This window comes from Desulfitibacter alkalitolerans DSM 16504 (genome assembly GCF_000620305.1).
In the GTDB taxonomy this organism is placed as follows: domain Bacteria; phylum Bacillota; class DSM-16504; order Desulfitibacterales; family Desulfitibacteraceae; genus Desulfitibacter; species Desulfitibacter alkalitolerans.
Map to the genome: position 1 here is coordinate 370,918 of NZ_KK211101.1, position 21,169 is coordinate 392,086.

A 21,169-nucleotide genomic window follows, 5' to 3' on the forward strand; every position below is an offset into this window, starting at 1 on the left:
GATTGCTGCATAGTTAAGATTAATTGTAAGGCTGGAGGAAACAAATTTACATGAGGGGGTTATAAAATGGAATTAATAGGTAATGTGGTAATTTATATTATTATGGCGTGCGCAGTAGTAGGGGCTTTTGCATCCATAAGGAATGAAGAAAGTGAAATAGGAAAGGAATTCTTGGAGGGCTTATATTCCATTGGGCCAATTTTTGTTCCGGTTGCGGGTATTATGGCATCCATCCCATACCTATCCAAGGCAGTAGAGGTACTATTTGGTCCTGCTTTTAGTATTATAGGGGCAGATGCTGCAATGGCAGCTACTACCTTCATTGCTGTTGATATGGGTGGCTATCATCTGGCACAAGCTCTAGCCTCTACAAAGGAAAGCTGGATAATGGCAATGATTACCGGGTATATGGCTGGTGCCACAATTGTTTTTAGCATCCCAGTTGGACTTGCAATGCTAGAAAAAAAGGACCATAAATATATGGCTTTGGGAGTTATGTCAGGTATTTTAACAGTGCCCATTGGGGTTTTTGTAACAAGCGTAATAGTGGCATTAACAAATACTAGAGTTAGAGAAATTATTTCAACAGATGCAGAAGCATCATATCAATTGGCCTTATCCTTTGGAACCATATTCTTAAATCTAATTCCACTAATAATAATATGTTTAGCCATTGCTATCGGACTGCGATTTATACCAGATACAATGATAAAGGGCTTTATGTGGTTTGGCAAGATTATGGATACAGGTATTAAAATTGTACTAGTATTTTCAATAGTAGAATATTTTACAGGAGCCTTTTCCTTGATATTAGGAACATGGGGATTTGATCCAATTATTGCTGACGATATAGATCAGTTTAGGGCATTGGAGATAGCTGGTTATATAGGGATAATGCTCGCTGGAGCTTTTCCAATGGTTTATTTAATTAAGAAATATCTTGCAGCTCCTTTACAGGTCATTGGACAAAAATTTGGTTTTAGTCCTCAAGGAAGTGCAGGTATATTAGCTGCTGCAGCTAATATTTTAGCATTATTTAGAATAGTAAAGGATATGCCTGCAGAAGACAAAGTTAAGTGTATTGCCTTTGCAGTTTGTGCAGCATTTTTATTTGGTGATCATTTAGCCTTTACCGCTAACTTCCAGCCTACTTTAGTAGCACCTATCATGCTTGGGAAAGTTACAGGTGGATTAGTTGCAGTATTAATAGCAATTAAATTATCCGTACCGAGAGCTAAGGAATTGGAAGCCAATGAAGTTAAAATCATAAAAACCAATAAAAATATATCAGCATAACTCCAAACAACAAAAATAACTAAAACACCAGATATAATTTGGTTATTATATTTTATAAACTAAAAAACCCTATAGGGATAATATTATTCCCATAGGGTTTTTGCTATGTCAAAAATTTTATCCCATATCAACATCCAATTGTTCCAGTTTTAATTTGACTTTATTTGCAACCAGGATATAAACCAAGATATAATAGATATACTGTAAGAGAGAATTTTTGAATGTATACAAATAATTTAAACTGCTTAACCATGTTCCAGGATTTGCAGTGTTGTTTGAAGGGGAGATTTTTCTGAGGTATACTGGAGTTGTCTACCGTCCGCCTAGTGAAGCAAATAGTCTGTTAATACAAGCTACAATAGGCTGCCCATATAATCAATGTTCTTTTTGTGCCATGTATAAGGATGTAAAATTTAGTATTAGAAGCGTTAAAGATATAAAAGAAGACATAGATATGGCTACCTGAAAGCCAGCTAAGACCCTTTGAGATAAGTAGTCTTTAAATTAAGCAACAGAGGACTGCAAAATACAGTTGCCTTCTGTTGCTTAATTATACACTTATAGGAATAAATATTCGTTCTCGATATTGCTAATAAGTTGTGCGGATGGTTATTATTAATTATATTAATAAACAACATAAAATTTAATTTTTATCAAATCAATTGTACCAATTATCACAATGAATTAAGAAGTTTTCATGAATTATTGAAGAGGAGAAGCTCATTAGAAATACTTATAACTATCAGTACTAATTTGAATAGTTTTAAAATTATAAAAGTATTGCTTTTATATTTATACACTGGTTATAATATACTTAAGAAATTAAAAACTTTGGTTTTTGAAAATAAATTTTGGGAGGAACAAAAAATGAAAAAAGTTAGACATTCTGCATGCAGCACCTGTAAACTTTTAAGATATTTACCTGAAGGATCTGAATGTCCATTGGTGGACAGCAGCAACTCCATAAAGTTAATGGTAAATTGCCAGAGATAAGACGTGTTTACCTAGCAGCCCAAATCTTGGGCTTTTTTTGTTTATCAAACCATGGGTTTAAGCTCCTTTAAAAAACCATGTAAAGCATTCCTGAACATATTTTGTAGAGATTTAAGTCTGGCTGCAATTTCACTGGTCATAATGTAGTCAAATTGAGGGTGTTCAGGTATATAAAGCGCTTTGCTGAGTTCAATTTGAATCCAGGGAATTTTGCTGTTAAGCCCATGATGTTTGGTAATGTAGCCGCCACGAAAGGGATTATTGTAGACTAATAGAGGAATATTTGACTGGATCTGAATATCTGCATGTTCAAAAGCTTTGATTATAGCATCACCAAAGGCAAATAGTAATTCAGGCGGAGCTGTGACTGGCATATTTATAGGTTTTCCATGCTCATCTCCACCATTGCTCAAGCAGATTAAGGGCCTGAGTTCACCAGGAAACCTTGATCCTGACGGGGCGGCAGCAAGCATAGTATGACAGTCTAATCCTAAGACTGCATCTTTATCTTTGCAAGCATTGGTGATGGCCCTGTGATAAGCCTTATGATACTTATTTATAAGGAACTCTGTTATATGACCAGGCAAACCACTTGCTTCAGGCCAGATTTGTTTATTAAAAACGGTAACTGTCTTGACAACACCATCTGGATTATTGGGAGGAAGATCATTACAAGACCTGTTCATATCCAATACAGCCCTGGCAATAGAAGTTTTAATGCATGCTGCCACCTCACCTGACAGGGTATAAATTTCTTTAGACCAGGTGTCTCCATCCTCCAATATTTCTCTTGCATTTAGTCTACAAAGATTACGTACTTCACCTGGGATAAATGTTCCTCCATGGGGTATGGAGATAACTACTGGCAGAATACTTTTCACGATAACCTCCACCTCCTTCACCTTATCTCGATAAAAACTTTTTCAGCTTGGCTACAAAGCCTATAGATTTTTCCTGCTCATAGACAAAGCTATTTTCAAGTCTAATATTAGCTCCCTGGTAATTAGGGTTAAGTTTTTCTGCAATTTCAGAGATATTCTTGGAAGCTATGGTATTTGGATAGCAAAGGATAAAGGGCTCCATCATTTTGACTGCCTTGTTTACATTATTATCCCTAAGAATATATCCAAGGGGATAAGGTTTAATCTCAAGAAAACGCCCCACCACCTCTAAAATTCTCCTGGCCACATTTCTTGCTTCTTCAATATCATCCACCATGTTAAACACCATTTTAACAGGCTTAACTACTTTTTTTTCATTTAGAACCTTAATTAGTGCATAGGCGTCGGTAATAGCATGGGGCTCTGGGGTAACAACTACTACTATTTCATCAGCCGGAAGCAAAAAACTCACCACATTTTTAGATATACCAGAACCTGTATCAATGAGTATAACATCAGCATGATCTTCCAGGGGTTCAAACATGTTAAATACCCTGTTTAGCTCCATTTCCGAAAGATCAGCTAAAGCCTGAATTCCTGAACCTCCTGGGATAATTTTAATACCTCCAGGTGCATCAATAACAATGTCCATAACACTAGTCTTTGTACCATTAACCAAATGTTCAATAGTATATTTTGCCCTTACACCTAGAAGCACATCCACATTAGCTGTTCCAAGGTCTGCATCAATTATGTATACCTTTAATCCTTTTTGGGCTAAAGCAATAGCTGTATTTATAACATAGTTTGTTTTACCGGCACCACCCTTACCACTTGTTATAGAAATTATCTTGGGTAGTCCTGATTTTCTGCGCTCAAATCTCATTATAGAGTCCTTTAATTTTTTCCCAGGTTTAAATACAGGAGCAGCAGTTGATGGCAGATTTATGACCTCGCCTGTTTTTGGGTTTCGGCCTTCTCGTGCTGCTCTTTGTCTCACTTCAAAGGAACCGAAACCAAGAAACTTTATCTTTTCTCCTTTAGATAATGCTTCTTCAATGCTTTCAAGTACTGCGTTAACAATTTTTTGAGAATCCTTAATGGATATTTCAGCTTCCTCAGATACTTTTGATATTAAATCACTTTTATTCATCAAGCAGCCCCTCCAAAGATAAAGTGAAACTTTTTGTCAATATTCAACATATTGCGCCTATTTCCTTCCTGATTCTGCCTTTTATTTCATAGATAAGAATATTTAGGCAGGATTTATGAACTTATATATAGAATTTTTAAACATTGGTCATATGAAGGAGATGTGATTTCTGTGTCAAAGATGGGCGAAGTGCTTAAACTGGCCAGGGGGAAAAAAGGATTATCAATTAATGAGATTGTATCAAAGATTAAAATCAACGAAATCTATATCCAGGCCCTTGAGGAAGATAATTTTAACGTCTTTTCTAATAGACAGGCGGGAGAGGAAGCTTTAATTGCTTATGTTAATTTTTTAGGGCTGAACCGTGATGCTCTTATAGCTGAATTTAATAAAGGTTGGGCCGATTCAATAACAGCAAAGGAGTATATTAAAGCAGCCTTTTCATCAGATAAGAAAAAAGGGATTAAGGTCCCTGTTATTATAACCAGCCTAGTAATTATAGCTTTATTTACAGTAATTGCCTTTAGTTTTATTAATATACCTGTCCAGTATACCAATGATAAAGATTTTAAAGTTGCTGAATCTGGAAAAGATACCCATGGAATTAATAATACTACGCTTACTAAAGAGCCTGCCGGGGAATCTTCAGAGGTATCAACTGAAGAGGCAGGAGATGTAACTGATGAAAAGGCAGATGGAAAAATGCAAGGAGCTATTGTTCATGGTTTAATGGTAGAGATCATTCCGTCCAGAGGAGACTGCTGGATAGAGGTAAGGGTTGATGATGAGCTTGTACTTTATCGCATGGTCTATATGGGGGAAGAAAGCATGGTATTCAAAGGTAACAATAGGATTGATATATTACTTGGTAATGCAGCGGCAGTTGATATTATCAAAAACGGAGAAAGTCTTGGGGCATTAGGTAATGAAAAACAAGTTGTCAGGAGAATTATAACTCCTTAGCATCTTTGAAATGTTGCTTATCATTGTTAGGTGCCTCAGCACTCAAGTTTAAAAAAACAATTTTTAGTGTGGAATAACAATGTCCAAACCTTTATCTCTAATTGCAAAAGACAGTTCAGGAAAAGGTTTGGACATTATATGTTTAATCATGTAAAATGCTATATGTGGGTTTACTCTAAATACTGTATGGGATCAACGAGACCAGCTTCTTTAAAGCCCTTTAACCTTAAGACACAGCTGTCACATTTTCCGCAATTGGTACCATTATAACATGATGTTGTAAGATGATAGGGAGCAGATAGTTTATTTCCTAGTTTTACAATTTCAGATTTTGACAGGTTAATCAGGGGAGTATCTATTATACATCTTAAACCATCTTGAACAAAGTTCTTTGATGAAAGGTTGATGGTTTCTTCCAGGCTTTTTATGAATTCAGGCCTGCAGTCAGGATAACCACTAAAATCCACAGCATTAACACCTAGATATATTTTTCCGGCACCAAGCACTTCAGCATATGCTGAAGCCAATGAAGCAAAAATTAAATTTCTTTGTGGAACGTAAGTATTTGGAATGCTCTCATCGGTTGTTTCCTCTGGAATAGCAAGGCTTTTATCTGTAAGGGAGCTGTTGCCTATCTCACATAAGAAATTAACGTCTACAATTTTATGTCTTGCTTCAAGTCCATAGTATTTGGCAACTGCTTTAGCACTTTCTATCTCTATAGAATGCCTTTGACCATAGGTAAAGCTAATGGGGTAAATATCCTCTTTATTATTAAAAGCTACAGCCATACATGTTGTACTGTCCAATCCACCAGATAATGTTACAATGACTTTCACGTAAATCCCTCTCTTTATACAATGATATGAACAATTATATCTTATTTTTTCAATAATACAACAACCAGGAGTTCATAAGTTATTAATAAAAGCGGAGTTCGAAACCTCCTCCGCTATATAAATCAAAACTAAAGGAGTGAGTGAATATGTTTATCCTACAGTCAGAATTTGAATTTGATGCAGCCCATAGACTTATAGGACATAAGGGAAAATGCGCCAGGCTTCATGGACACAGGTGGAGGGTAATTGTTCAAATCAAAAGCCAACAACTAAAGGAAGAGGGCACTGATAGAGACATGGTAATAGACTTTTCAGACCTGAGAAAAGATCTTAAGGAGCTGGAGAATATTTTTGACCATAAAGTAATTGAAGAGGGAAAGGTGTTTCAGGTCAATGATACTACAGTCATTGTACCCTTTAGACCCACAGCTGAAAGGCTGGCTCAATTCATTTATAAAAGAATTGAAGAAAAAGGCCATCAGGTTCATGAGGTTAAGGTTTTTGAAACGCCTAAAAATGCAGTTACTTATATGGAATAGGGGTGCCTAAATATGCTAAGAGTTAATGAAAAGTTTGTGAGTATTAATGGAGAAGGCCCTCATTCCGGCATGTTGGCAGTATTTATTAGATTTGCAGGCTGTAATCTGCAATGCTCTTATTGTGATACACAGTATGCAGTCAATTTAACTACAGCTGAATACAAAGAAGAAAGTGTAGAAGACATCCTGAGCTATATTGAAGAACAGGGCATTATCAATATTGTTTTAACAGGTGGAGAACCCCTGCTTCAGCAGCAGTCTGAGCTTTTAATGCTTATAGAGAATTTAAATGCAAGGGGTTACAAGGTAGACATTGAAACCAACGGATCAATTGACATTTTGCCTTATAAAGATATTGCCTGTATCATCATGGATTACAAACTTCCCATGAGCGGCATGGAGGAGTGGATGTGTATTAAAAATTTACAGCATCTAAAAAATAGTGATGTAGTAAAGTTTGTGTGTAGTACAGAAAAAGACCTTAACAGGGCTTATGAACTAATTCAGGAACAAGAGTTAACAAAAAAAGTCAAAGTGTTTTTAAGTCCGGTTTTTGGGATGTTAGATCCCGTTGCAATTGTTGATTATATAAAGCAAAAAAGGCTAAACAATGTTGCATTACAACTGCAGCTGCATAAAATTTTATGGGACCCCCAAGCAAGGGGAGTGTGAAAAAACACCTCTTTCCAATTCAATAGTGGATAGAGGTGTTGCCTGTTTAAGAGGATTTTAGATTTTCAGGATTTAATTCTTTCAGTTCATCTAATACAAAGAGTCCATCCTTTCTAATTAAAACATCATCAAAATATATTTCTCCGCCACCATATTCAGGGGTTTGAATGCTTATCAGGTCCCAGTGGATGGCAGAACAGTTTCCATTGCTAGCCTCCTTGTAGCACTTGCCAGGTGTAAGATGAAAGCTGCCTGCTATTTTTTCATCAAACAAAGTATCATTCATTGGTGCAGTAATATAAGGATTAACTCCAATGGCAAATTCTCCAAAATATCTTGAACCCTCATCAGTATTTAAAAGTTCGTTTATTTTCTTGGAATCGTTAGCAATTGCTTCAATAATCTTTCCGTCCTTTACCTTAAAAAATACATTTTCATAAGTGAAGCCTTGATAATTAGAAGGGCAATTAAACTTAATGTGACCATTGACACTATCCTTAACTGGAGCAGTATAGACTTCGCCATCAGGTATATTTCTCTTGCCATCACATTTAATCACTGGGATATCCTTGATGGAAAAGGTTATATCTGTATAGTTGTCTGCAATTCTTACCTTGTCCGTTCTTTCCATTAGCTCAACAAGGCTATCCATGGCCCTGCTCATTTTGGCATAATCCATGGTGCAAACATCATAGTAGAAATTCTCAAAATCCTCCAGGCTTAGTTGAGCCTGTTGAGCCATGGAATTGTTGGGGTATCTAAGAATAACCCACTTGGTATTCTCAACCCTTTCCTTAAGAACTGTATCAGAAAAAACCCTATTATAGTTCTGCAATATTTCATCTGGTATACCCTTTAGCTCAAATGCATTATCACTTGCTCCAATGCCTATAGATGCATCCATCTTTTGCATTCTTGGCAATTCAAATTCTGCCATTAGTTTAATCTGCTCTAGATTAGCCTTTTTAAAAACTTCTCTAGTTACCGTAGAGTTTCCCTGTTGAACAAAGGGATTAGCTCCCAGTTCATATGTTTGCTTAATTAACTCTTTAACCAGTGGGATAGCACTTTCACCATTAAATGTAATGAGTATGTTTTCGGCTGGTTTTAATTCACAGGAATAATTAAGCAGGTTTTTTGCAAGGTTTGGTATTTTAATCATGGACTTTCCTCCTGAAAGCAATTTTATTGTTTTAATTATCATTTAAAAAACATTTTCCATCTTTGCTGGATAATTCCATAATGTGCTATTGTAAATATACCTTCAATAATAACAAAAGTCTATTATTAATTTTAATTAATTTCCCAAATATTAATTTTGAATATTTTAAGAAGATTCCCTGTTAAAAGTTGATTACTTTAGTTTTAGGAGATATTATCGGATTATACAGAAATAGAGGTTTTTTTATAAATACAGGTAAACAGGGGGTAAATTCATGCTTAAACAAATTCATGGTGCTGCAAGTTTAAAAGATGGAGAAAAACTAGGTGTTAAGATAGAAGGAAAAGAAATACTAGTAGTTCGCGTAAGTGAAAAATTGTATGCCTTAAATGGAAAATGCACTCACCTTGGTTGTTTGTTAAAAAAAGGAAGCCTGGAGGGCCAGATTATCAATTGTCCATGCCATGGATCTAGTTTTGATGTAACAAATGGACAGGTTGTAAAGTGGATTCCTAACTGGCCTAAAATGGTAGGCGCCTTAACTGAAAAAATCGGTTTAGCCAGACCCCTTGAAACCTATAAGGTGGAGATTTCGGAGCAGGAAGTATATGTAGAAATCTAAATTATCCATAAAAAATTCGGGTGTAGCACAGCACATAAGAAATCCATACCTTATAGATATTTTTGATTTTTTAATAAAATATGTTGGTTCATCAGCATATGATGCTCCGGCTGTTCTTAACTTAATGGCCCATGTGCAGTTTAAATATGACTTATGGTATGTCAAGGGCGGCATGTATAATATTGCCGCCAGGGGTTTAGGCGGACTTTTGTCTGAGTTAGGCGTGAAAATCCACTTGAATAGTGAAGTTATAAAGATCAACCAGAAAGGTGACCTGGTAGATGGCATTGTTTTAAAAGACAGCACTGTTGTTTCTGCTAACATTATTATATCAAACTAAGCTAAAGGAAACCTTTGCCATAGCAGGCAAGAGAATGGAAGATTACATGACATTAAAAAGAGTTGATCCCATGTATCGGCTGCAGTATAAGGGGAACAAGGTACTAAAACTGTATAATGATGAAAAGCAGCTAGTATCTCTGACATGTTTCAAAAGGAATTAATTGCTGCAGCACCTTACCTAGATGCACATAAGAATTTGTCTAATCATTTGGAAAAATATTTCCCAGAGGATGACTTGAGAATTGCTTTTTCATTTTACAAAAAGATGGTCATGACCTTTATAGCTTCAATGATTTAGCTGAGCCTTACCGGGTGGATAAAACAATTTCTAGCAGCTTCTAGTTCAAAAACATTAATTATGTAGGGGTGGGATGTCATGTGTAAAGATGTTCCAGAAATGAAAGAATATAAGCAAAAAGAAAGTAATTTTTTAAGGAAAAATTCTTCACCTTTCTAAAGCTGCCTATAAATAGATTCGAATAAAAAATAATTATATAAGGGGTGAAAATGTGGATATTAATGTTTTAATTGGAGGTGCCGCAGGCCAGGGCATGGAAACAATCAGCAGCATCTTGGAGCGGATATTACATAGAAAAGGCTATTTTGTTTTCTCAAATAAGGATTACATGTCTAGAATTCGCGGGGGCCATAATTTTAATCTGGTTAGAATCAGCAGTAAAAAGTTATATTCTCATAAAGATAGTGTAAATGTAATACTGGCTTTAAATAAGGAAACAATAGAAATTCATAGAGACAGGTTAGTGACTGGAGGAAAAATAATATGTGACAGCAAGCTGGGAATTAATCATGAGGACATTATCTCTATACCCCTTGAGGACATTGCCGGAGAAATGGGTGACCGCAGGGCATCAGGGACTGTTGCGCTAGGAGCCCTCTTAAAGATTTTTACTCTAGATAAGGGTTATCTACACGAAGTATTAAAAATGTATTTTTCAGGTGATATATTAGAGATAAATATTAAAGCAGCTGAAAAGGGATACGAGTTAAGTCAAAGCTTCATCAAGCTAAAAGCTCCAGAGACTATAGAAAAACTGCCTAGAATATTGATAAATGGCAATGAATCCATTGCCCTGGGAGCTTTGGCCGCCGGGTGTTCCTTTTATTCAGCTTATCCCATGACCCCTTCAACAAGTATAATGAATTATCTAGCAGCTAAACAGAGGGATGCTGGAATACTTGTAGAGCAGGCTGAAGATGAGATTGCTGCAATTAACATGGCATTAGGTGCAGCTTATGCAGGAGTAAGGTCCATGACAGGCACTTCAGGTGGAGGCTTTTCACTTATGGTTGAGGGTTTGAGTCTTGCAGGAATGATAGAAACCCCAGTAGTAATTGTAGATTCTCAAAGACCAGGACCTGCTACAGGTTTCCCGACAAGAACAGAACAGGGGGATCTAAGTTTTATTCTTACAGCTGGTCACGGTGAATTTCCAAGGGTGGTTATTGCTGTAAAGAATCCAGAGGATGCTTTTTATCAGACTGCTAGAGCCTTTAATTTAGCAGATAAATATCAGATTCCAGTAATTATCTTAACCGATCAATACCTTGCAGATTATACCCAAAGTACTGAGGTATATGATTTTTCAAAGATTAAAATAGAAAGGCATTTAAGCACTCAAGAGGATCTGCCAGATGGAGAATACATGAGATATAAAATAAGTGAAAGTGGAATTTCACCAAGAATTATACCTGGTAAAATTCCTGGACAGGTGGTTTTGGTTGATAGCGATGAGCATAATGAAAGGGGTAATATAACAGAGTCTGCCCAGGTACGCATTGCAATGGCAAACAAGCGCATGAATAAAATATGCCTTATTGAAGAAGAAACTATAGAACCTGAACTCATGGGTTCCAGCGGTAGAGTTGTTTTAGTTGCCTGGGGTTCCATGTATGGGCCTATTAAAGAGGCTGTAGAATTGCTAAACCAGGAGGGATATGATCTAGAGGCATTAGTATTTGGTGACTTATGGCCCCTGCCAAAGAAGAGGCTCTATAAACTGGCTGCAGAGAATAAGGTCTTTATTAACATAGAGCAGAACTACACAGGACAGCTTGCAAAGCTCATTCGGCAGGAAACCTCCATTACATGTGACAAGAGCCTTCTCAAGCATGATGGAAGGATGCTTGGCTGCAATGAAATCTACCGCTGGTTAAAAAGGGAGGTGATGCATAATGTCTAATGGTTATGAAATGTCTAACGTATATGACATAAATGAAGAAAAAGCCTGGTGCCCTGGTTGTGGAAACCATGTTATACAGGAGTGTATTAAACAAGCCTTGTTAGAGTTGAATTTAATGCCCTATCAAGTGTTAATTTGCTCTGGAATAGGGCAGGCAGCAAAACTTCCCCATTATGTAAGTGCCAATGGCTTTAATGGGCTTCATGGTAGAGCCTTACCACCAGCAGTAGCTGCGAAAATGGTCAACCCCAATTTAAATGTAATAGTTCATACGGGAGATGGGGATTGCTATGGTGAAGGAGGTAATCATTTACTTCACAACATTAGAAGGAATGTAGATATTACGCTTTTTGTACACAATAATGGTGTGTACGGCTTAACAAAGGGTCAAGCCTCTCCCACAACAGAAATTGGCAGAAAAACAGGAGTTCAAACAGAAGGTGTAATTTTGTCACCTTTAAATCCAATTTCCCTGGCAATTAGCCAAAACATTAGTTTTGCTGCACGGGGGTTCACTGGAGAAAGGGAGCATCTTGTAGATTTAATGAAGGAAGCTATAAAGCATAAGGGATTTGCCCTGGTGGATATACTACAGCCCTGTGTTGTATTTAATAAGGTTAACACTTTTAAGTGGTACAAGGAAAGGGTTTACAAGCTAAATGAGGAATATGACTACAAAGACAGGATTAATGCCTTTAGTAAATCGCTAGAATGGGATGAAGGTATTCCCATAGGTGTTATTTACAAGACACAAAGAACTCCATTTATGGATGGATTGGAACATTTAAAAGGAAAGCCTCCGTTAATAGAAAGAGATTATGGTCCACTAGATGCTCAAGAATACATGAAGGATTTCTTTTAAAATATTTTTTACAAAAAATAGGCAATGTCAACTAACAAGGAGATGAATTATTATGAAAACCAAACCAATTGATATAGGTAGAGCAGCCCCTGACTTTACACTTAAAGACAACAGGGGGAATATGGTTAGTCTAAGTGACTTCGCTGGGAAGAAGGTTTTATTATCCTGGCATCCATTAGCCTGGACCCGGGTATGTGCTGAACAGATGGTTGCTTTAGAAAAAAATATAAATATATTTGATGAATTAAATGTTGAGCCCCTGGGAATGAGTGTGGATCCATATCCAACAAAAAATGCCTGGGCCAAGCATCTGGAGATAGCAAGGGTTAAGCTTCCTTCAGATTTTTGGCCCCATGGAGCTGCAGCCAGGGATTATGGTTTATTTAGAGAAGTGGAGGGGCATTCTGAAAGGGCTAACGTTATCATAGACGAAAAGGGGATTGTAAGGTGGATTAAACTTTATGAAATTCCTGAAGTGCCTGATATACATGAAGTGATAGACTTTATTAAAAGTCTATAAAAATTTATGACTACATCTATATGGTGTAGTTTTTCTGTTTGTTTTTTAAAAAACATACTAAAATTTGGATAAAAGAGGATAATAAGTACAGGTGAAGAATAGAGTAGTTAGCACAATTTTCCATGATAATAAGTTAGGAGTGCGTAAAAATGAACGAGGGTATTATGACAGTTCCACTGGAAATTACAAAAAATGAAGCTGTTTTGTGTACTGGAAACCATTACATTGCCTTACCTCAAATAGATATTTATAGTGGTGGAATTAAAAGCATCAATGTGACCTCTAAAAAAAACAAGGGTCTTTTAGAAATATCTGGGGAGGATTTTTTCCTCAAACCTGAGTTTTTTTATAAGGGGAAAAAGCTTAACCCTAAAAAGGTGTATTGGGAAAGATTATATTACTATATTCCCCAGCTTAGATTTATTTTTGACACCTTTGAAGTACAGGCTAGAATCTATGCAGATATACAGGAAAAAGGTTTTGTTTACGAATTTGTCAGCAGCAAAGCTATTGATATACGCTTAAGGGTTAACATGGATCATGTAAATACCCTTCGCTTTAATAGCCATATCTCTCATGGCAGAAAAAGCCTGTCAATTGACAAGTGGCTAAATAATCCATGTGCAGCAATTGAGGGTTACAATGTCCAACTAGGTATGGCCTTTGGAGGTGAGGATGGATTTGGGAGCAGCCTTTCACAGACTGACCTTGAACAGGTCATTGACAATCAAATGCAACTAGGCTTTATAATTAACCTGGCAGTTGAGGCTCAAGTGCCAAATGCATTTTACATTGCCATTAATGCAGATACTGACGGAGCTAGCACTACTCTTATTCATTTGAGGAGAAAAGGATTTAAATGTATTTTTTCGCAGTGGCAGGAATGGTTGAACAAGATAATAATCAAAACTTCTGATAAGAGAGTTGAAAAACTTTTTAATGAAAATAGTCTGTTTAATTATTTTTTTAGTGTCAGCAAGGATTTTTATTCAGATGAATGGGTTGCCATGACATCTAGAAGCCCCCGCTATTATGTATCTGGTGCCTTTTGGGAAAGAGACAGCTTTTACTGGTCATTTCCTGCCATTAAATGTATTGATCCCATGCTGCATAAAAAAATAGTAAGGGAAATGATACTAATTCACTCTATTAACCCTGGTGACCATGCACATTACATTGACGGAACTGTATTATACCCTGGGTTTGAGTTGGATGAAGCCTGCAGTTATTTTAACGACCTTGAGTTTCCCTTATCCTTTTTTGATGACCAGATAATAAAGGCTTTTGATGGTATTGTGGAAAGAATTGAAGAGGAATTTGATGAAACAATAGGTTTGTATAAAACTTTTCTTTTGCCATCTGACGATCCTACAGAATATCCCTTTGTTTTATTTGATAATGTTTTGCTGCTCAGGGCCTACAAAAACCTCATTTATTTATACCAGAATTTAAAACATGATACCTCCCTTTTTGAAAACAGGGTAAAAACCATTAAAGAGAACTTGTGTAGATTTATCAGGTTAGTTGAAGAAAAACCCATATATGTTTGGGCAATAGACAATTACAACCAATATGTCTTGTATAATGATCCACCTGGCAACTTAGGAACACTAGTCTACTATGGAATGCCCAATGATGATATATTTAAAAACACCATGGATTACTATTATAGTGACTGCTACAAGTACTATGACTCAAAGGCTAGGTTTAAAGAACTGGCTTGTGATCATCATCAAAATACCCCTTCAGGTCTTGGATTATGCGGCAGCCTGCTTAATCCCCTGTATAAACAGGAGGCGTTAAAGATGGTCTTGGAGGCTAATCTGGATCATGGTCTGTTGTGTGAAAGCTTTGATAAACATTCAGGAGAAGCTAAAACAGGGGTAGGTTTTGCCACTGGTGCAGGATATTTAGCCTTCGCCCTTTATGAGAGCTTTATTAAATCTGAGGAACTTTAGTGAGGGGATGAGAATAATGACTGCTACCATCACCATAGGTGCTTTTCAATTACCATATGATTTAAAGGAAGATTTCCATGATTATAAGGCTTATATCCAAAAACTGCCGCTGGAGGATTTGAATTTACTAGTATGCCCGCCAGGCACCATTAGATATTTTCAGGGCTATGAAGATTATCTTTTATATCACCAGGATTTGGCTGTAAACAATTCATGTATTGTAGCACCTGGATTTTTTATGAAAGGTCAATATAATACAGCTATTCTTATCTCAACACAGGGGGAGATAATTCATGAACAGCAGCAGACCCACTTGTCTCGTAAGGAATTTGATCAAGGTTTGCAAAGGGGAACCAGCCTGGAAGTCACCGCTACTCCTATAGGCAGAATAGGGCTTATGATTGGAACAGATTCCTTCTATCCAATAATTGGAAGAATCCTTGGCCTGCAGAAGGTAGATATTGTTATTGCCTACTACAAACAGCCTGCACCTTATAATCCGTGGCTGCAGTTGTCTGGGGTGTGGCAGCAGGTTCAGCATAATCAGTTTTTTGCTGTAGAAAGTGCTGCCAATGGAATTATTGATGGCATTGAATTTGCTGGAGAAACCATGATCCATCACCCCCTATGTAGTGCTTATGTTGATGGATGTGTGCAAAAGCTAAAACCAGGCGTGGATGGACTTATAAAGGGAAACCTCGACTTAAAGAGCAGGGAGCAAATAATTAGGGAATTTCCCATATATAAATATCTTAACCATGCCTTATATGAAAAAGTGTGGGGTAGCAATGAAAATATTAAAGGATTTTAAAAAGGAAGCAGTACGTGGTATTCTTAACTGGCTGTATAGTACAAAACCTTTGGAAAGACATATTGTAAAAGAAAAAGTTGATTTAAAGAATGAACCAATAAAACCTGACAGGATTAAGGTTGCAGCAGTTCAAGTGCAGATTAAGCTTCATAAAACTACAATAACATACTATGACCATATGAAAAGACTAGTTGAAGAAAGTGTTAAAAAGGGAGCACAGCTAATTGCTTTTCCAGAAAATATTAATCTGCCTCTAATAGGAGTAATCCCCATGGCTGAAAAATTATTGACAGAAAATGATAGCCCCATAAAACCAGGCTCTAACAGCCAGATAAGGGAGAATTTTTTTCTGCTAGGACCCTATACAGAGAAGATTTACAAGCTAACTTTTAGCAACCTTGCTAAGAAATATCAGGTATATATTATGGCCGGTAGTATTACTACTCCTTTTCAAAACAAACTTTATAATACTGCTTACTTTTTTGGCCCTGAAGGAGAATGCCTGGGGATCCAAAGAAAACTGCATCTGACCACTACAGAAGAAGCCTTTGGACTTGCAGTAGGAGATGAGCTAAATGTTATATCACTTCCCTTTGGAAAGGCAGCCTTTCCTGTATGTATGGATGCTACATACTTTGAGACCTTTCATCTGGCAAGAAAAAAAGATGCAGATATGGTAATTATACCCATTGCAAACAACGAAGAATATGATTTTTACAAGGCATTTAGAGGAACCTGGCACCGTGTACAGGAGGTCAGGGTTTTTGGAATAAAATCAGCCCTAGTGGGAAATCTAAGGGATTTGGTGTTTACAGGTCGTTCAGCAATTTTTGCTCCTATTGATTTAACCCCCAGGGGGGATGGCGTTATTCAAGAGGCAAAGACTTATAATAAAGAAGAGGTTGTCATAGGAGAACTGGATCTAAATGCTTTAAGGAGATTTAGAGAAAGGGATCCACTATTGTCTGATTTTAATCAAGAACTTTATGACAAATACTTATCACTTGTCAAGATGTATTACTGGGAGAGGTGAAGCCTTTGGAGAGCTGGAAAGCATATTTGGTCCTATACTTTTTAATATTAAATTTTAGCGGTTACTCAGTTATTTGGTATGACAAGAAGAAAGCCCTTAAAGGACAATGGAGGATTCCGGAAACAAGGCTTTTTGCTCTGGCCTTAATGGGTGGCTCTTTAGGTATTTATTATGGCATGAAAGCTTTTAGACATAAGACCCAACATTTATCCTTTAAATACGGTATGCCTTTATTAATTGGAGTCAACATGGTGCTTTTTGGGATTATCTTTTACAAATTATAGTTTCATGATTATGCTTTTTACAATGAATCTACTCAAGCTGACTGTGTATTCTAATATAGTTTAAAATATCAGTTTTAGACACAATACCTAAAAGCTTAGTCCCATCCATTACTAGAATCCTGCCTATGCCATTGCTGAATAATTTTTGCATGGCATTAGAAACAGAATTATCAGAGGAAATAACCAAATTATCTTCCAGGGGGGTAGTGACCCTTTCAACTGTAGTTTGGTACCATGTGTCTTTAGGGGTATTTCTGATATTATTGATACTTACAATGCCGATAATTTCTTCATTTTTTCTTACTGGAAAGCTTGTAAATTTATATTTGTAAAAATAATTATCTACAAGATCTTGAATTGGGACATAATAATCAACTACCACCACGTTGCTTGTCATAAACTCCCTAACAGGTATTTTATTAAAAATATCTGACATGACTGTATGTTGATAGCTTGATTGTGAGGCCTGATTAATAAACCAACCAATAAATACAAACCAGATGCCACTTAAGAAAGCTCCGCTAAACACCCAAAAAATTCCTAAAAACATTAAAAAATATCCAAAAAACCCGCCAAAAGAAGATGCAATCTTTGTGGCTAGCTGTAGGTTGCCCTTATAATGCCAGATGAGTGCTCGTAATACCCTGCCGCCATCGAGAGGAAATGCAGGAACTAGATTAAATATGGCTAGTATTAGGTTAACTGTTCCTATATAAGAAATGGGAATGAGAATAATTTCTGAAGCCCCTAAAATAGAAAGAACACTGGCCAAGATTGTAAAGAATAAAAATAGCATTACACTCATAGCAGGCCCAGCTATGGCAATCTTTAATTCCTTCTTTGGACTATCAGGTTCGCCTTCCATTTGGGCTAACCCACCAAAGATAAATAAAGAAATCTTCTTTACTTCTATTCCTTCTTTAATTGAAACAATAGAGTGGGACAATTCATGAAGTAAAACTGAAATAAAAAGGAAGAGGGCCATAATACCTGCCAAAAACCATCTTAGACTAGGGTCAAAATCTGGGTGGTTTTGAGGAAAGTAGTTAGTAGCAAGTACAAAGCTTACCAATCCAAATACAATTAACCAGCTGGCATGTATTTCAATCTGAATTCCTTTAATTTTACCTATAACAAAAGAGCCTTTCAATTGTATCACCCCGCATTTAAATGTCCATGTCTAAATAATAGCATGTTTTTAAATTATTTTTCCTATTATTAATTAATCTTAACATAATATTCGTATTTGACAACATTGCCCCTTTTGGTTTAAAAGCTTTGTAAGAACTAGTTGGTTAGTGCAGCCTGTACCAGTAAAGGTTAGTTGGAGAAATTTACAATGAAATGTTATAATAAAATGCAAATCTGAAAATGAAAGGAAAAAACAAAATGGCAATAGAATTAGTCCGTGAATGCTTTAAAAAATGGGGTAGAGATGAGGATGTTTTAGAATTTAATACATCAAGTGCTACAGTTGAATTAGCGGCACAAGCTCTAAATGTTGAACCAGCCAGAATAGCCAAGACACTTTCGTTTAAAAGTGAAGATGGGGCTATCCTGGTGGTTGCAGCAGGAGATGCCAAAATAGATAATAGTAAATTCAAAGGTCAATTTGGCTTTAAGGCAAAGATGCTTACACCAGATGAGGTTCATAAATTTACTGGTCATGCAATTGGTGGGGTATGTCCCTTTGGGTTAAAGAATAGAATTCCTGTGTATCTAGACATCTCCTTAAAAAGATTTCAAACGGTCTTTCCAGCATGCGGCAGCAGCAATTCAGCTATTGAACTTACCTGTCAAGAATTAGAGAAGTATTCTATGAATGAAAAATGGGTTGATGTATGTAAATCGTGGGGAAAAGGCCAGTAAATTAAGACTAATGAGAATTATACCAACGTATAATATGAAAAATATAACAGCTAGCTGTGTAAATTAGCAGACAATATGAAAATAAAAAAAATTCAAAAAACATATTGACAAACGACATATTACTATCCTGTCTTTGACACTTGAAAGAAATAAAAAACCTGCAGCACCTTGATATTAAAGGTTTTGCAGGTTTTAATGTTAGTGTAAAAAGTGCATAATGTTTTTATGATTTAGTACTTTTAAAAATTTTTTTCATCATAGTTGTAGTAACAATCTGATAGTCAGTACGAAAGCCAAAAGCCTCATGCAAAGCATCGGTAAAATCAGTTCTTGTATATAGTGGTTCATAACCTTCACCCTTAATTTCTTTGAAATCCATCTCGCGCAATTCACTAATAATCTCATGGCAGGTAAACTCCTCTTTAAGTCTCTTTTCGAGTAGCCTATAAATAATCAGCGATATAAAGCAGGTGATGAAATGTGCTTCTATCCTGTCATCATTACTTAAATGTACAGGTCTTGCTTTAAACTCGTTTTTCATAATTCTAAAACATTCCTCTATTTCCCATCTCCTATGGTTCACCTTGATTATTTCAGTAGCATCATCCTCAAGATTAGTACAAACCCCATAAAAACCATCAAAAACTTCTTCTTTTTGGATAAGAGCGGTATCAATGCGGTATATTTCATTAGCTGCAACTTCCCCATCAGGAGTGCAGTTTGTCTTATGAATAAATCTTTTGTAATCATTTTGCCTACATTTCTTTAATTTTGTAGGGTTAGTATCTATTGTTTTTTGAGCACGTTCTATTTGAGAATTGCGGATTTTACGCTGATAATCCCTGTATTTGATAGAGTAAGTGACAATAAGCTTTTGTTCAAAACCATTTTCTTTGATCCAACGCTCTTTGTAAAAGACTTTAGCTCGTATTTTTGCCTTGACTGCATCATCAGCTTTATCTATCATTTCATCCAGTTTAGAAATATCATAGGTTTTTTCACTGCCAGAAAGTCTCCAGCCATCTGTAGCAAGTGCCCATTCTTTAAGATGTTTCTTTAACTTCTTAATAGACTGGGTTGTAATAAAAGCTCGTCCATCCTTATCATTAAACTTACGATTAGCCTCAGAAGCAAGACCAGCATCAGTACAAACAATAAACTTAGAAAGCTCAAAATCGGATAAAATCTTCTTTTCCAAAGGCTTTAAAGTAAGCTGCTCATTCATATTTCCCCTATTAATGCTAAAAGCTAGAGGGATACCGTCTCCATCCATAAAAAGGCCCATTTGAACAATAGGATTTGGTTTGTGATCCTTAGCAATTCCGTACTGCTTTAAACCATCTTCCTGTTCAATTTCAAAAAAATAATTAGTGCAATCATAGTAAAGAATGCCGGTATTTCTCTTGGAAACTTTTAGGCTGTTTTCATACAATGAGGACTGGATAAAATCTGTTTCCTTAGCAAGGTATACAAGCGCTCTATAAATTTGATGCAGATTAAAATTCGGCTGCTCTATAAACTTTTTTGAAAGCTTATTAGTTGCGAGTTTGGAAGAAGGAAAGATAACCCTGCCATAAATCAATCTAGAAAGAATTGAATCCAAATCAAAATCGAATTTATACCTCTGAGATATTTTTTTGCAAATCTTATGTATTCCGAGTTCATGGTATATTTTTTGGAGGAAAAGATACCCACCTTTAAAAGAGCGCTGTTCATCTTTTTTGATAAGTTTTGTAGGAGAATATTTAACGAGTACTTCTCGTTTCTCTTCTTTCTCTTTCTTATTCAGTTCCTCTACATATTTGTTTGCCCATTCAACAGGATCTTCACCATTTAGTTTTTTATGTAAGTCAGCATAAGTTCCAAGTTTTTCAACAACTTTGGAAGAACGCTTTCCATTTTCATAAATTGATTTGACTACATAAAAAGACGCAGCGTTTTTTGAACTAACAATTTGCAGTCTCATTTCTCACCGACTTTCTTCTTCAACTACCCATATTATAACACATTGTGCAACATTGTGCAATTTATATCCTATGAATTTTGACAAAAAAAAGGCCTATATCAAGGCTTTCGAGGATTTTTTCTCTATTCAACTGTCAAAGACCCGGGCCAGTAAATTAAGACTAATGAGAATTATACCAACGTATAATATGAAAAATATAACAG

22 protein-coding genes and 1 pseudogene are annotated in these 21,169 nt (G+C 36.2%); 17 read left to right on the forward strand and 6 right to left on the reverse strand.

What is annotated here, in order from left to right:
• Nucleotides 1–66 precede the first annotated feature (66 nt).
• From eutH to K364_RS27610, 3 genes and pseudogenes are all read left to right on the forward strand, one after another.
• A complete protein-coding gene (eutH, locus tag K364_RS0113705; RefSeq protein ID WP_028308491.1) occupies nucleotides 67–1,296 on the forward strand; it encodes an ethanolamine utilization protein EutH in 1,230 nt (409 codons plus the stop codon).
• 292 nt (nucleotides 1,297–1,588) lie between these two features.
• Nucleotides 1,589–1,756, forward strand: a pseudogene (locus K364_RS0113710) (radical SAM protein); the annotation flags it as partial.
• Between the two features lie 407 nt (nucleotides 1,757–2,163).
• Nucleotides 2,164–2,289: a hypothetical protein gene (locus K364_RS27610; RefSeq protein WP_277995590.1), complete on the forward strand. Its 126-nt coding sequence runs from the start codon at nucleotides 2,164–2,166 to the stop codon at nucleotides 2,287–2,289.
• 44 nt (nucleotides 2,290–2,333) lie between these two features.
• Here K364_RS27610 and K364_RS24165 read toward each other — a convergent pair whose 3' ends face one another.
• Both K364_RS24165 and K364_RS24170 read right to left on the reverse strand, forming a co-directional pair.
• Entirely contained in the window at nucleotides 2,334–3,170 is an 837-nt protein-coding gene (locus K364_RS24165; protein WP_051534064.1) for an N-formylglutamate amidohydrolase, read from the reverse strand.
• A gap of 22 nt (nucleotides 3,171–3,192) precedes the next feature.
• Nucleotides 3,193–4,323 carry an HU family DNA-binding protein gene (locus K364_RS24170; protein ID WP_051534065.1) on the reverse strand — a complete coding sequence of 377 codons (1,131 nt, stop codon included), beginning with the start codon at nucleotides 4,321–4,323 and terminating at the stop codon, nucleotides 3,193–3,195.
• Between the two features lie 180 nt (nucleotides 4,324–4,503).
• Here K364_RS24170 and K364_RS0113730 point away from each other — a divergent pair, with 180 nt between their 5' ends.
• A complete protein-coding gene (locus K364_RS0113730; protein WP_242841715.1) occupies nucleotides 4,504–5,286 on the forward strand; it encodes a helix-turn-helix domain-containing protein in 783 nt (260 codons plus the stop codon).
• Between the two features lie 170 nt (nucleotides 5,287–5,456).
• On the opposite strand, the gene queC is transcribed toward K364_RS0113730, so the two are convergent.
• Complete coding sequence (gene queC, locus K364_RS0113735) at nucleotides 5,457–6,125, reverse strand: 7-cyano-7-deazaguanine synthase QueC (RefSeq protein ID WP_035269310.1); 669 nt, start codon at nucleotides 6,123–6,125, stop codon at nucleotides 5,457–5,459.
• Nucleotides 6,126–6,271: 146 nt separating this feature from the next.
• Here queC and queD point away from each other — a divergent pair, with 146 nt between their 5' ends.
• Both queD and queE read left to right on the forward strand, forming a co-directional pair.
• Nucleotides 6,272–6,664, forward strand: coding sequence for a 6-carboxytetrahydropterin synthase QueD (gene queD, locus K364_RS0113740; protein ID WP_028308495.1), 393 nt, complete (start codon nucleotides 6,272–6,274; stop codon nucleotides 6,662–6,664).
• Nucleotides 6,665–6,676: 12 nt separating this feature from the next.
• Entirely contained in the window at nucleotides 6,677–7,336 is a 660-nt protein-coding gene (queE, locus tag K364_RS0113745; protein ID WP_028308496.1) for a putative 7-carboxy-7-deazaguanine synthase QueE, read from the forward strand.
• 46 nt (nucleotides 7,337–7,382) lie between these two features.
• On the opposite strand, the gene K364_RS0113750 is transcribed toward queE, so the two are convergent.
• A complete protein-coding gene (locus K364_RS0113750) occupies nucleotides 7,383–8,498 on the reverse strand; it encodes an aminopeptidase (protein ID WP_028308497.1) in 1,116 nt (371 codons plus the stop codon).
• A gap of 274 nt (nucleotides 8,499–8,772) precedes the next feature.
• Between K364_RS0113750 and K364_RS24175 the strand changes: the two genes are divergently transcribed.
• From K364_RS24175 to K364_RS27965, 10 genes are all read left to right on the forward strand, one after another.
• Nucleotides 8,773–9,120 carry a Rieske (2Fe-2S) protein gene (locus K364_RS24175; RefSeq protein ID WP_051534066.1) on the forward strand — a complete coding sequence of 116 codons (348 nt, stop codon included), beginning with the start codon at nucleotides 8,773–8,775 and terminating at the stop codon, nucleotides 9,118–9,120.
• Between the two features lie 124 nt (nucleotides 9,121–9,244).
• Nucleotides 9,245–9,460: a hypothetical protein gene (locus K364_RS26965; protein WP_028308498.1), complete on the forward strand. Its 216-nt coding sequence runs from the start codon at nucleotides 9,245–9,247 to the stop codon at nucleotides 9,458–9,460.
• Between the two features lie 34 nt (nucleotides 9,461–9,494).
• Entirely contained in the window at nucleotides 9,495–9,623 is a 129-nt protein-coding gene (locus K364_RS27615; protein ID WP_277995591.1) for a hypothetical protein, read from the forward strand.
• Nucleotides 9,624–9,971: 348 nt separating this feature from the next.
• Nucleotides 9,972–11,663 carry a 2-oxoacid:acceptor oxidoreductase subunit alpha gene (locus tag K364_RS0113780; RefSeq protein ID WP_028308499.1) on the forward strand — a complete coding sequence of 564 codons (1,692 nt, stop codon included), beginning with the start codon at nucleotides 9,972–9,974 and terminating at the stop codon, nucleotides 11,661–11,663.
• Nucleotides 11,656–12,525, forward strand: coding sequence for a 2-oxoacid:ferredoxin oxidoreductase subunit beta (locus K364_RS0113785; protein ID WP_242841704.1), 870 nt, complete (start codon nucleotides 11,656–11,658; stop codon nucleotides 12,523–12,525). The genes K364_RS0113780 and K364_RS0113785 overlap by 8 nt, the downstream gene beginning before the upstream one ends.
• A gap of 52 nt (nucleotides 12,526–12,577) precedes the next feature.
• Nucleotides 12,578–13,045 carry a redoxin domain-containing protein gene (locus tag K364_RS0113790; protein ID WP_084295853.1) on the forward strand — a complete coding sequence of 156 codons (468 nt, stop codon included), beginning with the start codon at nucleotides 12,578–12,580 and terminating at the stop codon, nucleotides 13,043–13,045.
• A 149-nt stretch (nucleotides 13,046–13,194) separates the two neighbouring features.
• Nucleotides 13,195–15,003 (forward strand): glycoside hydrolase family 125 protein, encoded by a 1,809-nt coding sequence (locus tag K364_RS0113795; protein WP_028308502.1) that lies wholly within the window; start codon nucleotides 13,195–13,197, stop codon nucleotides 15,001–15,003.
• A gap of 16 nt (nucleotides 15,004–15,019) precedes the next feature.
• A complete protein-coding gene (locus K364_RS0113800; protein WP_028308503.1) occupies nucleotides 15,020–15,814 on the forward strand; it encodes a carbon-nitrogen hydrolase family protein in 795 nt (264 codons plus the stop codon).
• Entirely contained in the window at nucleotides 15,792–16,847 is a 1,056-nt protein-coding gene (locus tag K364_RS24180; protein ID WP_051534067.1) for a nitrilase-related carbon-nitrogen hydrolase, read from the forward strand. Before K364_RS0113800 ends, K364_RS24180 begins: the two co-directional genes overlap by 23 nt.
• On the forward strand, nucleotides 16,844–17,131 hold the full coding sequence (locus K364_RS27965; RefSeq protein WP_242841705.1) for a DUF1294 domain-containing protein: 288 nt from the start codon (nucleotides 16,844–16,846) through the stop codon (nucleotides 17,129–17,131). Before K364_RS24180 ends, K364_RS27965 begins: the two co-directional genes overlap by 4 nt.
• 28 nt (nucleotides 17,132–17,159) lie before the next feature.
• Here the strand turns inward: K364_RS27965 and K364_RS0113815 are convergent, their stop codons facing one another.
• Nucleotides 17,160–18,281 (reverse strand): site-2 protease family protein, encoded by a 1,122-nt coding sequence (locus K364_RS0113815; protein ID WP_028308505.1) that lies wholly within the window; start codon nucleotides 18,279–18,281, stop codon nucleotides 17,160–17,162.
• Between the two features lie 239 nt (nucleotides 18,282–18,520).
• Between K364_RS0113815 and K364_RS0113820 the strand changes: the two genes are divergently transcribed.
• Nucleotides 18,521–19,000, forward strand: a complete 480-nt coding sequence (locus K364_RS0113820) for a YbaK/EbsC family protein (RefSeq protein WP_028308506.1) — start codon at nucleotides 18,521–18,523, stop codon at nucleotides 18,998–19,000.
• A gap of 223 nt (nucleotides 19,001–19,223) precedes the next feature.
• On the opposite strand, the gene K364_RS0113825 is transcribed toward K364_RS0113820, so the two are convergent.
• Entirely contained in the window at nucleotides 19,224–20,966 is a 1,743-nt protein-coding gene (locus K364_RS0113825; protein WP_028308507.1) for an IS1634 family transposase, read from the reverse strand.
• Between the last annotated feature and the right edge of the window lie 203 nt (nucleotides 20,967–21,169).